The organism is Ereboglobus sp. PH5-10 (assembly GCF_029504735.1).
Lineage (GTDB): Bacteria > Verrucomicrobiota > Verrucomicrobiia > Opitutales > Opitutaceae > Ereboglobus.
Genome location: NZ_JAQFIP010000012.1, coordinates 93,001 through 106,519 on the forward strand (window position 1 = coordinate 93,001; position 13,519 = coordinate 106,519).

Annotated in this window: 13 protein-coding genes; 6 read left to right on the top strand and 7 right to left on the bottom strand. The window is 61.8% G+C overall.

Annotation, left to right across the window (positions count from 1 at the left end):
- Position 1 precedes the first annotated feature (1 nt).
- A complete protein-coding gene (locus M2447_RS10510; RefSeq protein WP_277558573.1) occupies positions 2 to 931 on the top strand; it encodes a dihydrodipicolinate synthase family protein in 930 nt (309 codons plus the stop codon).
- A 208-nt stretch (positions 932 to 1,139) separates the two neighbouring features.
- Positions 1,140 to 2,234, top strand: coding sequence for a 3-dehydroquinate synthase (aroB, locus tag M2447_RS10515; RefSeq protein WP_277558574.1), 1,095 nt, complete (start codon positions 1,140 to 1,142; stop codon positions 2,232 to 2,234).
- A 16-nt stretch (positions 2,235 to 2,250) separates the two neighbouring features.
- Here the strand turns inward: aroB and M2447_RS10520 are convergent, their stop codons facing one another.
- Positions 2,251 to 3,525, bottom strand: a complete 1,275-nt coding sequence (locus M2447_RS10520; RefSeq protein WP_277558575.1) for an oligosaccharide flippase family protein — start codon at positions 3,523 to 3,525, stop codon at positions 2,251 to 2,253.
- A gap of 27 nt (positions 3,526 to 3,552) precedes the next feature.
- Positions 3,553 to 4,332 carry a tyrosine-protein phosphatase gene (locus tag M2447_RS10525; RefSeq protein ID WP_277558576.1) on the bottom strand — a complete coding sequence of 260 codons (780 nt, stop codon included), beginning with the start codon at positions 4,330 to 4,332 and terminating at the stop codon, positions 3,553 to 3,555.
- A gap of 186 nt (positions 4,333 to 4,518) precedes the next feature.
- On the opposite strand from M2447_RS10525, the gene zwf reads away from it, so the two are divergent.
- A complete protein-coding gene (gene zwf, locus M2447_RS10530; protein ID WP_277558577.1) occupies positions 4,519 to 6,060 on the top strand; it encodes a glucose-6-phosphate dehydrogenase in 1,542 nt (513 codons plus the stop codon).
- A 158-nt stretch (positions 6,061 to 6,218) separates the two neighbouring features.
- Entirely contained in the window at positions 6,219 to 7,208 is a 990-nt protein-coding gene (locus M2447_RS10535) for a glucose-6-phosphate dehydrogenase assembly protein OpcA (RefSeq protein ID WP_277508498.1), read from the top strand.
- A gap of 12 nt (positions 7,209 to 7,220) precedes the next feature.
- Here the strand turns inward: M2447_RS10535 and M2447_RS10540 are convergent, their stop codons facing one another.
- Positions 7,221 to 7,781, bottom strand: a complete 561-nt coding sequence (locus M2447_RS10540; protein WP_277558579.1) for an NUDIX domain-containing protein — start codon at positions 7,779 to 7,781, stop codon at positions 7,221 to 7,223.
- A gap of 96 nt (positions 7,782 to 7,877) precedes the next feature.
- Here M2447_RS10540 and M2447_RS10545 point away from each other — a divergent pair, with 96 nt between their 5' ends.
- Complete coding sequence (locus tag M2447_RS10545; RefSeq protein ID WP_108824143.1) at positions 7,878 to 8,327, top strand: hypothetical protein; 450 nt, start codon at positions 7,878 to 7,880, stop codon at positions 8,325 to 8,327.
- 204 nt (positions 8,328 to 8,531) lie between these two features.
- On the top strand, positions 8,532 to 9,815 hold the full coding sequence (tyrS, locus tag M2447_RS10550; protein WP_277558580.1) for a tyrosine--tRNA ligase: 1,284 nt from the start codon (positions 8,532 to 8,534) through the stop codon (positions 9,813 to 9,815).
- A 142-nt stretch (positions 9,816 to 9,957) separates the two neighbouring features.
- Here the strand turns inward: tyrS and M2447_RS10555 are convergent, their stop codons facing one another.
- The 4 genes from M2447_RS10555 to M2447_RS10570 all read right to left on the bottom strand — a co-directional run bounded on the left by M2447_RS10555 (position 9,958) and on the right by M2447_RS10570 (position 13,513).
- Positions 9,958 to 10,443 carry an asparaginase domain-containing protein gene (locus M2447_RS10555; protein ID WP_277508493.1) on the bottom strand — a complete coding sequence of 162 codons (486 nt, stop codon included), beginning with the start codon at positions 10,441 to 10,443 and terminating at the stop codon, positions 9,958 to 9,960.
- Between the two features lie 49 nt (positions 10,444 to 10,492).
- On the bottom strand, positions 10,493 to 11,347 hold the full coding sequence (locus M2447_RS10560; protein WP_277508492.1) for an EamA family transporter: 855 nt from the start codon (positions 11,345 to 11,347) through the stop codon (positions 10,493 to 10,495).
- A gap of 384 nt (positions 11,348 to 11,731) precedes the next feature.
- Positions 11,732 to 12,643 carry an AraC family transcriptional regulator gene (locus tag M2447_RS10565; protein ID WP_277558581.1) on the bottom strand — a complete coding sequence of 304 codons (912 nt, stop codon included), beginning with the start codon at positions 12,641 to 12,643 and terminating at the stop codon, positions 11,732 to 11,734.
- A 192-nt stretch (positions 12,644 to 12,835) separates the two neighbouring features.
- A complete protein-coding gene (locus M2447_RS10570) occupies positions 12,836 to 13,513 on the bottom strand; it encodes a dihydrofolate reductase family protein (RefSeq protein WP_277558582.1) in 678 nt (225 codons plus the stop codon).
- Between the last annotated feature and the right edge of the window lie 6 nt (positions 13,514 to 13,519).

The window sequence follows — 13,519 nt, forward strand, 5'->3', positions numbered from 1 at the left end:
CATGAGTAACAACAATCCCGCATTTCATATAACCGGACTAATCGCCGCGCCCTTCACGCCTTTTGACGCCAAGGGACGGCTCAAACTGGGTGTCATTCCCAAGCTGGTAAAATATTACAAGGCGACCGGCGTGAGCGGCGCGTTTGTTTGCGGCACGACAGGGGAGGGCGCCTCCATGTCCAACGAGGAGCGCTTCGCGGTGGCGAAGGCGTGGGGCGCGGCCATGAAGGGCTCGAGGCTCAAGCTGATCGTCCACGTGGGGCACAACAGCCTGCCGGAAAGTTGCGCGCTCGCCGCGCACGCCGAAAAAATCGGCGCGGACGCCATCGCCACAATCGCCCCGTCCTTTTTCCGCCCCGAGGGCGTGGACGGGCTTGTCGAGTGGTGCAAGAAAGTCGCGACCGCCGCGCCCAAGACGCCATTTTATTATTATCACATGCCATCGATGTCCGGCGTGAATGTTGCCATGGCGGACTTCCTGCCGCTTGCCGCAAAAAGCATCCGGACATTCGGTGGCATCAAGTTCACGCACGAAAACATAATGGACTATGGGCTCACGCTGGCCGCCGCCGGCGACAAGTATGACATTCTTTTTGGCCGTGATGAAATCCTGCTTTCCGCGCTTGTCATGGGCGCGAAGGGCGCGGTCGGCAGCACTTATAATTATGCCTCCGCATTATATAATCGCGTGATCGCCGCCTACAACGCCGGCGACATGAAGTCCGCCGCGGCGTGGCAGCTCGAGTCCATGAAATTCATCCAGGCCTTCTGCAAGCACGGCGGCATGAGCGCAAACAAGGCCATCCTTGGGCTGCTTGGCATGGATTGCGGCCCCGTTCGCCCTCCGATGACGCCCATCGCGAAGGACAAAATTGCGGCGATGAAGGCGGACTTGGAGGAGGCGGGATTCTTCAAGAATATTCGGCCATGACGGAAGTCCGGGCCAAAAAAGCATGATCTAATGGCATTCGGATTCGCCGGGAGTGTCATCTATTGGATGACACTCCGTTTGGGCTATTTTATAAAGATGGCGTGGGCGAGGGCGGCGTTTTTCCATTTCCCAAAACTGTTGCGCTGTGGCGGCGGGAGGGTTGCACTTTGGGCGACTTTTCAACAACGCACTTTATTGAACACACAACATGAGCGACACCACTGACTCATTGACCGTCCGCCTCGGCGAACGCAGTTATCCAATTCACTTCGGCGGTGATCTTGCCGGGCTCGCGCGCGCCGATGTCGAGTCGTTTGCCCGCTCCGGCCGCTCCATGGCCGTGATCACGGACGGCAATCTCGCCCGCGCGCAGGCTCCCGTGCTCAAAGTTCTTTTTGGCGGCACTCCCATGCTTGAACTCGCGCCGGGCGAGGAGACCAAGTCGCTCGGCGAGTTTGGCCGCGTGCTCGATTTCATGGCGGCGCAGCGGCTTGACCGCACCAGCGTGCTTGTGGCCGCCGGCGGCGGTGTCATTGGCGATCTGGCCGGATTCGCCGCGGCGGCTTACCAACGCGGCATCGATTTTGTGCAGGTGCCGACGACGCTGCTCGCGATGGTGGACAGCTCCGTGGGTGGAAAAACGGGCCTCAATCTCAAGGCGGGAAAAAACCTCGCCGGCGCGTTTCACCAGCCGCGCGCGGTTTATATCGCCACCGACATGCTGGCGACTTTGCCGCCGCGCGAATTTGCCGCGGGCATGGCCGAGGTCATCAAATACGGGATGCTCGCCGACGCCTCGCTTTTTGCCCAGCTTGAAAGCAGTCCGCTCACCGCCTCCAGCCCGACGCTGGCATCGGTGATTCGCCGGTGCTGCGAAATCAAGGCGCGGATTGTCGAGGCGGACGAACGCGAGCTCGCCCGCGAGGGCGGACGCGCGCTTCTCAATCTCGGGCACACTTTCGGGCACGCCATTGAGCAAGTCACGGGTTACGGCGCGTATTTGCACGGCGAGGCGGTCGCGATTGGCCTGGCCGCCGCCGCGCGCCTTTCGGAAAAACTCGGAAATGTTTTCGGCGGCGACACGGCGCGCGTGGAGCGTGTTCTCGCGGCGCACGCGCTGCCGGTTCGTCTTCGCGAATCGCTTCCGCTGGACGCGCTCATGACCGCGATGGCTCGCGACAAAAAAGTGCGCTCCGGCACGCTGCGTTTTGTCGTGCTCAACTCGATTGGCGACTCGGCCACGCGCTCCGATGTGCCGGGCGCGCTGGTCGAGGAAACCTGGCGCGAAGTCGGCGCGGTGTGAGCCGCGCGCATTTGCGTTACCCCAGCAACATGCGCCGCGCCAGGGTGCGTTGCAAAAGCCAGGGCACGATTGGCGAGACGAGCAGCCAGCGCCGGAACCAGGTTTCGCCTCCGGCGGCCGCGGCGATCACGCTTCCGGCGACAAGCACCGCGGCTCCGCTCAAATCCACGCGGGCGCACGCGCTTTCCTTGTGACCGGCGAGCAGGAGCATGTGGGAAAATTGTCCCGTCGCCACGGCCACGCCGAAGCAACCCACGGGCGCGATCATGCCGAGCGCGCCGGTGTATTTCGCGTCGATCACGGAGCCGATGAGAAACGGCGCGAAGGCGTGCAGAAAACCGATGCCCGCGAGCCCGCACAGCGCATACGTGAGCGACACGATGTCGACGGAGTTGGCGAGCGCGCGCCGTTCCTCCGCGGTGCGTGAGGGCATCGCAAAAACCACCGGCTGCCAGTATTGCGTGAACATCACGGCCAGCATGCTCGTCACGATTACCGCCACATTTCCCGCGAGTGTGAAATACCCCGCGGTTTCGGTTCCGAAAAATCCGGCGACGACCCAGCGGTTGACCGCGGTCAACATCCACGCCGCCACGGCAAGCACAACGAACAGCGGGCCGTCGTAGATCGCGCTTAGTTGTTTCGGGGGCGGTTGTGATTCATTTTGCGCGGCACTGTTTTTGCGCACGGCGAGAATCGCGGCGGTTGCGAGCACGAGCGCGTGGATGACAAAGCCGGCTTGCAGCGCCAGCAGCGTTCCGCCCGCGGCGGCATACAACAGCGGAGGCACGAACGACCGTGTCACCGAGCCCGCCGCCGACACGCCGCAATCACGCCAGTGCTCGCGCCCGGCCTGCAACGCCGTCTGCCTGAGCCACGCCGCCGTCATCAACGACGCGCCCGCAAACAACAACAGCCAGGTGCCCCACCAAGGCGCGCCGTTCGCGCGTAATCCGGGAACAAGCCACACGGCGGCCAGGGTCGCCGCCGCGAGCCAGGGCAGTTTGCGCGCGGCGGCCCGGGTGATTTCGCGCAACAACGCGGCGCGGTTGTTCGACTCCGCCCAGTGCCGGGCTACAAATTTGACCAGCCCCGCGTGAATGACGGCAATGCCCAGCGGCGTGAGCGTGAGAAAAATGCCGTAGGCTCCATACGCCTCGGGCTCGACGAGCCTCGACGCGATCGTGATGCCCGCCACCCCGCACACAAGACCCACCGCCTGCGTGAGCATGATGGGCAGCAGGCGTTTGACGCCCCCGGCGTTTTCGATCCGTTTTTTGTTGCCCGCCATTCGTATTGATTCGCGCGCGCGCGTTTCCTATTCGGTGAACTTTTCGCGCAGGCGGCTGATTTTTTCAGGGGAAAGCCCGATGGCTTGCGCGAGGAATTGCATGTCCGATCCGTGGTGTTCCTCCAGTGTGGAGAAAAACGCCTGCAGATACTCCTCCTTTGCCGCGAGCAAGTCGCGCAGGACGGGTTCGGACAATCCCAGCGGTTTCATGCGCACATCCTCGTTGAGCGACTTCGGGCCGTATTGATTGGTCAACAGATAGTCCTCGACGATGGTTTCGCGCCGCACGCCGAGCGCGATCATCAGAAGCGCGATGCCGATGCCCGTGCGATCCTTGCCCGCCATGCAATGCAGCAGCAGCGCGTGGTCGTCGGGCAGGTCGAGCAGCGTTTGAAAAAACGGCTTGAAGCGCGCGGCCAGCCCCTGGATGTCGGAATAAAACGCCTTCATGAACGGCACGCCCGATGTGGCGCCGGCCAGCATGTGCGTCCAGTTTTCCATCGGGTCGGTTTTGCCGCCGGAGCATCTCACAATCGTCGCGCCCGCCGGCAGCCGGTCGGGAGCGTGATCGTATTCCACTTTTTCGCGCAAGTCGACGACGGTCAAAATCCGGCGCCCGGCGAGTGTCTCCACGTCGGTGTCGGTGAGTTTGTCGATCTGTCCCGAGCGGTAAATGCGGTGCCATCGCACGCGGCGTCCGTTCGCCGTTTCATAACCGCCGATGTCGCGGAAATTATACGCGCCTTCCAATGGAATGTGGCGCAACATGGGAATCCCGTCAGGGTTCGATGAAACGTGGCTCGTCATGTGAAAAGCGGGAAGAAAAAGGGGAAAGTCCGGCATGGGCGAACGAAAAGATAAGCGCGTTTTGGGTGGCGGGTGCGTTTTAAAATTCGTGGTGTGCAAAAATAAACCCGCAAAAAATGCGGGCGGTTTAAACGCGCGCGCCCGCTTGCAAACGCGGCGCGCCTGGCGCATTGTCACACCAAAACCATGAACGCCGACACCGCACGCCATCCGTTTCTCGAGGGTCTTAGCAAGCATCGCGGCGCGCCGCCCACGGTGGTCGTCATTTTCGGGGCCTCGGGCGATCTCACCGCGCGCAAACTCATCCCCGCGGTTTACAATCTCGCTTGCGACAGCCTTCTGCCCGCCGATTTTTATCTCGTCGGCTACGGGCGCAAGGCGATCCCCGACGAGGAGTTTCGCGACATTGCCGCAAAGGCGATCCGCGAGTTTTCCCGGCGCGAGCTCGATCCCGCGGTCTGGCGGAGCATCAGGCAAAACGTGTCCTACGTCGCCGGGGGCTATGACGAGCCGGAGGCGTTTCGCCGCCTCGCCGGGCGCATCTCCGGCATCGAGAAAAAAATCTCACGCGAGATGCAGCCGCTCTTCTACATTTCCACGCCGCCGACCGTGTTTGCGCCCGTCCTCAAGAATCTCGGCGCCTCGGGGCTCGCGTCGAAACATCTCGGCAAGCCGCATCACGCCAAGGTTATCATCGAAAAACCCTTTGGCCGCGACCTCGCCTCCGCGCGCGAACTCAACGCCACCATTCGCTCGGTTTTCGAGGAGCGCCAAGTTTATCGCATCGACCACTACCTCGGAAAAGAAACGGTGCAGGACCTGCTCGTGCAGCGTTTCGGCAACGCCATTTTCGAGCCGCTTTGGAATCGCAACTTCATCGACCATGTGCAGATCACCGTCGCCGAGGAGGTCGGCGTCGGCACGCGCGGCGGTTATTACGAAACCAGCGGCGCGCTTCGTGACATGATCCAGAATCACACCATGCAGCTCGTCGCGCTCACCGCGATGGAGCCGCCCGTGTCGCTTTCCGCCGAGGATGTCCGCGACGAAAAAGTGAAAGTCCTCAAGGCGATCCAGCCGCTCCGCCCCGGCCCGGGGGGCGACACCGCCCGCGCGCAATACACTTCCGGCATGATCGGCGGCAAACAAGTGCCCGGCTACCTCGACGAACCGGGCATCGACAAAAACTCCTCCACCGAAACTTACGCCGCCATCCGCCTCTCCATCAACAACTGGCGCTGGCAGAGCGTGCCCTTTTACCTGCGCTCCGGCAAGCGCATGCCGCATCGTGTATCCGAAATAGCGATACAATTTAAACGCCCTCCCGGCACGCTCTTCTCCGACAGCGCGCTCTACAGCATCGCGCCCAACACCCTCGCGTTTCAAATCCAGCCCGACGAGGGGCTCGGCCTCATCCTCAACGGCAAGGTCCCCGGACTCGAAACCCGCACGCAGCCGGTGAAAATGAACTTTCGTTATTCCACGACGTTCGGCTCCAACACACCCGAGGCCTACGAGCGCCTCGTGCTCGACGCCATGGTTGGCGACGGCACGCTCTTTATCCGCGGCGACGAGGCCGAGGCGTCGTGGAAACTTTACACACCCGTCCTCGAAAACTGGGCCAAGGCCGGACACGAAGGACTCGACACCTACGACGCCGGCACCTGGGGGCCGAAATCCGCCGAAGCCCTCATCGCCCAAACTCGCGACACCTGGAGAAAACCATGAGGAAATTTTGGATTTTCGATTTTGGATTTTCGATTGCGCGCTACCGCGTGTAACCGAATGCGAAACCAGAGCGGTAGCGCCCAATCGAAAATCGAGAATCCAAAATCGAAAATAAAAACGTTCCTGCCTCAAACCCGTCCAAATAACCTGCATCCATCATGTCCACTGTGTTCTCCGTTCTTCCCGGCCTCGAAGTGCCGGCCGATGCCATCAACAAAAGTTTCGCCGACATGTGGACCAGCGCGGCGGCGGACGGGCGTCCCTCGCCAACCGGCGACGACGCGAAGGCCACGCAAATCAACCTCGTCCTGCACCTCGGCTTCGGCACCACGCATGACGACGCGGTTGCGCAGTTTCAGACCACGATCAATTTCTCGCGCCGCTATCCCTGCCGCGTCGTTGTGCTCTGCCCGTATTCGCTCGACGACAACTCGACCGACCGAATCCGCGCCAAGATTTACGGCGAATGCCACCTCGGCAAAACCAAGGGCGACACGCGCTGTTGCGAGTTTGTCATGCTCGCGTATCCCATGAGCGCGCGCCGCTACCTCGAAAGTCAGGTCTCGATCTGTCTCTCCACCGACCTGCCGCTTTATTATTGGGTGCACCGCTTCGCCTCGTCGCGCCGCCTCAACGATTATCAATACCTCCTCGTCAAGTCCGAGCGAGTCATCCTCGACAGCGCGGTCATGCCGGAGGGATTTGGCGACTACGCCTGGCCCCGGCCCGAGGCGGTGCGAGATCTCGCCCACGCGCGCACGCTGCCCGTCCGCCAAAGCATCGGGCAATTTCTCAGCGCGTGCCCGCCCGCCGGGCTGGTTGACGGCATCTCGGCCATCCGCATCGCGCGCGCTCCGCAATACGCCGCCGAGGCCGCCGCGCTCCTCAAGTGGGCGCGCGATCGCCTCATCGCTTGCGGCATGGACAAAAACACTCCCGCCGAGCTGACATCCTCCGCCGATGGCGAGCCGCCGTTGTCATTGAATTTTGAATACAAAACACCCTCGCGTCATTTTCACTGGCGCGGCGATCCGCATGCCGGCACGTCGGGCATTGACTCCATGCTGTGCCACGGCCCCATGCAGGCGAGCGTCCCCGTCTCGCTCCTCACCCCCGAAGCCGCCCTCGGCGAGGCGATGTTTTTTTAGTTGGGCGCGCCCCTACGGATGCAGGCGCGTCCACAGCATTCGCAGGGCGTTTGTGAAATCTTTCGGGCGTTCGGCGAGCGCGCGCGACAACTCCTCCTCTGTCCACCATTCGCCGCGCTCGATTTCGGCGGGGTTGAGCTTGAAGTCGAACGGCCCGTGCGAGCGCAGGCGGAACACGCGCAGGAATTCCCAGCCGTTCGCCTCGCAGGGTTCGAGGGTGAAAAGCGTTTCGAACGGATTCGCCCCGCCAAGCGCGAACGCGTCCATCCCGGTTTCCTCGCGGAGTTCGCGAACGGCGGCGGCCTCGTAGGTTTCGCCGGAATCGACGTGGCCGGAGCAGGCGGAATCCCAGCGGCCGGGCGCGGTGTCCTTTGCCATTGAGCGTTTTTGCAGAAACACACGTCCTTGCGCGTCGCCGACGACCACATGCGTGGCGCGATGCAGGAGGCCGCGCGCGTGAGCCTCGCGGCGCGTGGCGCGACCCACGACCTCGTCGCGTTCGTTGACCACGTCGAAAAGCTCATCATCACGTTGCGCCGGGGCGCCGGGGCCGGGAGTGTTTTGTTTTTGCATATCTGGCTTGTCGCACCTTGGCGAAGTGTGTGCTCTTGTGAAAACAGAATTTTCCAAATCCAACCGCACCCGAGCATCACGCATCAATTTCGCATCATGGCCAAAATCGATATCAACAAAGTCGCCGAAATCCTCAAAAAAAACCAATTGGACCCGAAACTCCTCCGTCAAATTGTCGAGGAGATGAACGCCATCACACAGGCCGAGGAAGACGGCGAAAAACTTCCCCCTGTGAAAAAACAATTCGCAATCCTGGTTTCCGATCCCAACGGCGTGCTGCCCAAGGAGGAGCTTGCCGGCTGGGTGCTCCAGCTTCCCGAGACCGAAAGCGTGGCGACGGTTGAGGAGCGCATCTTTCGCGGCGCCTACGATTACAATGACACACGCAAGGGCCGGCAGTATCCGGTGAAAACCGTTGGCGAGGCGATCGAGCAGGTGCCAGCAAAAATCTTCAAGGAGGCCGAGCTTTGGGTGAAGACCAAGGTGCCCGTGCTCATGCTCCGCACCAACAACGAAATCCCGCGCGAACTCAAGCAGCCGGATTGAGCGGAGGCATGGATGGCGCCAAACACGCGCCGCAACATGGCCCGGCGGGGGCGTGTTGCACCGCTTTGAGCGGTGCGTGAATTCTCCGGTGTGCCAAAGTGGCGCGACCATTCCGCCGCCTTTTTCCTCCGCGCCCCAAAAGTGGGGGGCGTGCCAAACGCAAAACTTGCGCTTGCGCGCGCGGGGGCTTTTCTTCGCATCGCTATGACAAATCTGATCGAAGACCTGAAGTGGCGCGGCTTGATGGCCGACTGCACCGACCTTGATGCGCTCACCAAGCGCCTTAATGAGGGGCCGGTCACGGTGTATATTGGCTTCGATCCCACGGGCGATTCGCTCCACGTCGGGCACCTCATGGGGCAGCTCACGCTGCGCCGTTTCCAGCTCGCCGGCCACAATGTCCTGCCGCTCGCCGGCGGCGCCACGGGCATGATCGGCGATCCTTCCGGGCGCTCCTCCGAGCGCAATTTGCTCACGCCCGAGCAGCTCGCGCACAATGTGGCCTGCATCAAGAAACAGCTCATGCGCCTGCTCGATTTTGATCCGGCGAGCTGCCCGAATCCGGCGCGCATCATTGATAACGCCGACTGGACGCGCAACATCACCTTCCTGGATTTCCTGCGCGATGTCGGAAAACACTTTTCGCTCAATGTGATGCTTGCCAAGGATTCCGTGCGCTCGCGCATGGAGGGCGACGGCGGCATCAGCTACACCGAGTTCAGCTACCAGCTCCTCCAGGCGCACGACTTCTACATCCTGCGCCGCGACCACAACTGCGAGCTCCAGATCGGCGGCTCCGACCAGTGGGGCAACATCGCGTCGGGCGTCGACTTCATCCGCCGCAAGCTCGGCATCACCGCCCACGGCATGACGTTCCCGCTCATCACGAAGGCCGACGGCAGCAAGTTCGGCAAGTCGGTGGGCGGCGCGGTGTGGCTCGATCCCGAAAAAACGAGCCCCTACAAATTCTACCAGTTTTTCGTCAACACCGAGGACGTGAAGGTTTGCGAATATCTGCGGCGATTCACGTTTCTGAGCCGTCCCGAAATCGAGGAACTCGAGGCGAAGCACGCCGCCAACCCCGGGGCGCGCGAGGCGCATCGCGCGCTGGCCCGCGAGGTCACCCGCACGGTGCACGGCCAGGCCGCGCTCGACGCGGCGCTCAAGGCCAGCGAGATTTTGTTCGGCGCGGAGATCGGCGACACCGGCGAGGCGATATTTCGCGATGTCGTTGGCGAGGTGCCGACCAAGCCGGTCGAGCGCGCCAGGCTCGACGCCGGCGCTCCGCTCACCGAATTGCTTGTGCACGCCGGGCTCGTCAATTCCAAGGGACAGGCGCGCAAGGACATTGAGGGCGGCGGCATTTATGTGAACAACATCCGCGCCGGCGAGGCCGTCCGTGTGGTGACCGCCGCGGATTTGTTGTTCGGCAAATACGTGCTGCTGCGCAAGGGCAAGAAAAGCTACGCGGTGTTGCTTGCGGAGTGAGCGGATGAGCCCCGGGTCGGAAATGGCAACGGGGCCCGCCCAAAAACAGCCCGTGTTTTATCAGCGCGGAGGTTTCGGCGTTTCGAGAGTTGGCGGCAGTCGGGCGATCGTTCTGCCATGGACTGCCGCGCATTGTGTTTTGTCAGGCTGGCTCGAAGCGGCCGGCCTCCCGGTTTTTGCGGACGGTGCCCGCGGGGAAAACTTGTCCGTTCATCGCGATATAGACGCCCGGCGGGAGCAGTTGCACGGCGGCGGTGGCAAAGCCGAGGTTGAAAGGCGCGTCGGTCTCGCGGAGGTGCGCGGGTTGCATGGCGCCGACAAAGACAATCGTTTTTCCGGGAATGTCGCGCAAGGCCTCGGCGCTTTTTGTCATGGTGTCGGTGCCGTGGGTGACGAGGAGGCGCGACTCGGGCCGGGCAAGGGCGGCGGCGCGCAGGCGCGCGCGGTCGTCGTCGGTCATGTCGAGGCTGTCCTTGCGGCATATTTCCCGCACGGAAACTTCGTAGTTGATATTGGCCTCCTGGAAACAGCGGGGAAGCGCGGGCGCGCCGACGGAGAATTTGCTGAGCGCGTCGTAATACACTTTGTCGATGGTGCCGCCTGTGGTGAGTATCGCGATGGGTTGCATGGAAAGGCTGAAAGGCTGAAGGACTGAAGGGCTGAAAATTTCCGCAAACTCAACCGCGAGGCCGGTGTTGCGCAACAAAGATTGCGACCATGAGCAACGCGCCGCCGACGAGCAGGCGGGGAATGTTCGCCGTCTCGCCGAAAACCAGCAGCGAGCACGCGACGGCGAGCGGTATCTTGATATTGTTGAAGACGGCGAGCGTGGCCGTGCTCACTCGAAGCGCCCCGAGGTTCCATCCAAAAAAACAAAGTCCCGACGCAATGGCGCCGAGATAGGCGAGCACGAGCCATTGCGACAAATCCGGGCGAAACGCGGACCAGTTTGTCGTCACACCCGAGGCGAGCAGCGTGATGAGCAACGCACCGATGTAGAGCCAGGCAAACTGCGCGGTGTCGCTTGTTTTGCCGAGCGCGCCCCGTCTGATCTTGCGATACATGAGCTGGCCGACGGCGAAGCAGACATTGGAGCCCTGCACGAGCAGGAAGCCGGCTAGCAGATTGTGCGTGGGTGTGAGCGTTTGCCAGCTGATGACCGCCGCGCCCGCGATTGCGAGCAGCGCCGCGAAGGTCAGGCCGGCCGGAATCCTGCGAAGCTGAAACGACTCGATCGCCGCAATCCAAAGCGGCGTGAAGATGGTGAAGATGGCTACTTCGTAGGCGGCCAGAAACCGAAACGCGGCCATGTAGCAAACATACATCAAGCCAAACTCAACCGCTCCGATGCAGGCCAGGCGGACGGCGTCTCCCGCGCGGATTTTTCCGGGACGCCAGAAGGGGAGAAACACAAGGAGCGCAAAACCCGTGCGCACGACGCCGAGCGCGGTCGTGTCGAGCCCGGCGAGCTGTCCCTTGATAAGGCCGAAGGACAGCGCCCAGATGAGCGAGACGATAAATAGATGCAGCATTTCAGAAACCCAAAACACTGCGCGAATTTTCGCCCCGTGAATAGTCCAGAATGCAAATGTCCTCCGGATGGTCTTTTCCCAGCGAGGTTCCGTTTTAAAGTGATTCAATAATCGCAACCGCCTCGATGGGTGACGGATTTTCGCACCACACTTATCCGCCGAGGGCTTTGTTGAGGGTTGCGCAGTTGGGCGAGTTGGGCGGCGTCAGTTCGCGCTGCCGGCGCAAAATCGGATCGTGTGTCGAAAGCTGGCCGCCGCCCGCGTCGCCCTCGACTTCGAGGTATGGGTGATCTGGCGAAAGGTCGAACGCAATCCCGTCATGCTGGATTTGATTTAAGGACTGTGAGAGCGGCGGGCGCAGGTTTTGTGCGCGGTCTCAAAAACTTATCGCAACTGCCGGTAGTCGCTCGGGGACAATCCGGTTTCCCTTCGGAAGATTTTTGCGAAATGACTCGGGTTTGCGTAGCCCACCTCGAGCGCGATTTCCACGACGCTCCGCCGCGTTTCCCTCAACAGCTTTCGCGCCATGCTCATTCTTAAATCAATATGATACTTCGAGGGCGTTTTTCCCGTGGCCTTCTTGAAGAGGCGGTGAAAGTGGAATTTGCTCAGGCCCGCGATTTCGGAAAGCGTCGCGAGGTCAAACTCCTCGGCGAGGTTTTTGCTCATCCAGTCCGTGATCTGGCGCAGCTTGAAGCCGGGCAGCGAGGGGCTTCCGGTCGAGTTGGATTGCTGCGTGAGCGCGGAGTATTTGCGGACAAGATGAATGGCGACCGCTTGCGCGATTCCCGAGACGAGAAGCTGGCTCGCCTTGCGGCGCGTCAGCTCGTCGCGCAGTTGCTCCATGAGTGCGTTTAGCTGACTGTCCTCGCCGCCCGACACGTCGCGGGGGCGCGCGTGCGTGGCGTCGATGCCATAGACCTCCTCGTAGGCTTTTTTCATCAGCGAAAGGTCGAGCAAAACGTGCATGATCACTCGCGGTTCGGGTGTCAGCGCGCGCCAGCGGCAGTCGTAGGGCTCGCCGCCGGTGGAGAGAAAAAACGAGCCTTTTTTCACAATGCTCCTGATCCAGGGGCCGCCTTTTTCGCGGTCGTGAACCTCGGATTCGCCCGAAATAAACCACACGAGATACGGTTCGCTCACGGGGGGGATGTCCAGCAATTCGCCGCACGCCGTGGACTCCGTGATCACCGCCTTGACGCCCTGCCACGCATCGCCCTTGCTCGCCGCGAGGACTTTTCCATGGATGTGGGCGCTGAGGAAACTTTCGGCCGATGTGGAAACAGGGACAGGCATTGAGCCAAAGCATAGCCGCGCAGCGGGCCGCCGCAACTGGATTCGGCGCAACGGATATGCGATGATTGTCGAACTCCGGGAGACGCAAGGCGCGCCATTTGCGCGGCGCGCCCCGTGTAGGATCGGATGCGCCCGCAAACGCCTGCTTTGCGGAAAGGGGGAATCTTTAAATTCCCTGCCGGTGCCGGGGTGTTACCGCGCGATTTTGTAGCGGAGCCAGAGGGTGCCGCGCTTGAGGCGCTCGACGGATTTTAACTTGAGCGGAACGGCTTTCTTTTTTGCCGGTTTCATGCCGTCGAAAACCGTCGGGATGTCGTGGCGGCCGTCGATGCCGGGCACGACAAGCAGGCTCAGCTCGTCAATCAATCCGGCGGCGAGAAATCCGCCGTTGATGCGGCCGCCGCCTTCGAGGAGCAGGCGGCGTATGCCGAAATGTTTTCGCAACAGCCCGACCGCGCGCGTCAGGTCCACAGTCGCGCGTCCGGCGACGATGTGGGAGATTTTCTTTTTGCGAAGGTCGGCGAGATAGTCGGCGGGCGCCTGCTCGCTCACGATGCAAATGAGGTGTTCGCCGTCGAGGTCGCCGCCGCGCCAGTTCAGCGTTCCGCGCGTGTCGACGGCGATGGCGTGGGACTTCGCGCGGCGCGCGACAAACACCGGTTGCGGCCCGGCGGGTTTGTTCGACGCGGGGACGAAGGGTTTGCGTTGCGCGAAGTGTTGCATCGTGACGCGTCCGCAAATCCACGCGTCGCCTTTGAGTTTCGCGGCGGTGGTTTCGTAGTCGCTGTCATTTGCGATGCCATCGAAGGCGTCGGCGTTTATTTTCCCATCAATGGTCGAGACCATGTGGCAGATGATGAGGGGTTTCATTGTTTC

What these genes read in the sequence shown, in the direction of transcription:
- M2447_RS10510 (WP_277558573.1), top strand. Translation starts at nt 2, where the DNA reads ATGAGTAACAACAATCCCGCATTTCATATAACCGGACTAATCGCCGCG.
- aroB (WP_277558574.1), top strand. Translation starts at nt 1,140, where the DNA reads ATGAGCGACACCACTGACTCATTGACCGTCCGCCTCGGCGAACGCAGT.
- M2447_RS10520 (WP_277558575.1), bottom strand. Translation starts at nt 3,525, where the DNA reads ATGGCGGGCAACAAAAAACGGATCGAAAACGCCGGGGGCGTCAAACGC.
- M2447_RS10525 (WP_277558576.1), bottom strand. Translation starts at nt 4,332, where the DNA reads ATGACGAGCCACGTTTCATCGAACCCTGACGGGATTCCCATGTTGCGC.
- zwf (WP_277558577.1), top strand. Translation starts at nt 4,519, where the DNA reads ATGAACGCCGACACCGCACGCCATCCGTTTCTCGAGGGTCTTAGCAAG.
- M2447_RS10535 (WP_277508498.1), top strand. Translation starts at nt 6,219, where the DNA reads ATGTCCACTGTGTTCTCCGTTCTTCCCGGCCTCGAAGTGCCGGCCGAT.
- M2447_RS10540 (WP_277558579.1), bottom strand. Translation starts at nt 7,781, where the DNA reads ATGCAAAAACAAAACACTCCCGGCCCCGGCGCCCCGGCGCAACGTGAT.
- M2447_RS10545 (WP_108824143.1), top strand. Translation starts at nt 7,878, where the DNA reads ATGGCCAAAATCGATATCAACAAAGTCGCCGAAATCCTCAAAAAAAAC.
- tyrS (WP_277558580.1), top strand. Translation starts at nt 8,532, where the DNA reads ATGACAAATCTGATCGAAGACCTGAAGTGGCGCGGCTTGATGGCCGAC.
- M2447_RS10555 (WP_277508493.1), bottom strand. Translation starts at nt 10,443, where the DNA reads ATGCAACCCATCGCGATACTCACCACAGGCGGCACCATCGACAAAGTG.
- M2447_RS10560 (WP_277508492.1), bottom strand. Translation starts at nt 11,347, where the DNA reads ATGCTGCATCTATTTATCGTCTCGCTCATCTGGGCGCTGTCCTTCGGC.
- M2447_RS10565 (WP_277558581.1), bottom strand. Translation starts at nt 12,643, where the DNA reads ATGCCTGTCCCTGTTTCCACATCGGCCGAAAGTTTCCTCAGCGCCCAC.
- M2447_RS10570 (WP_277558582.1), bottom strand. Translation starts at nt 13,513, where the DNA reads ATGAAACCCCTCATCATCTGCCACATGGTCTCGACCATTGATGGGAAA.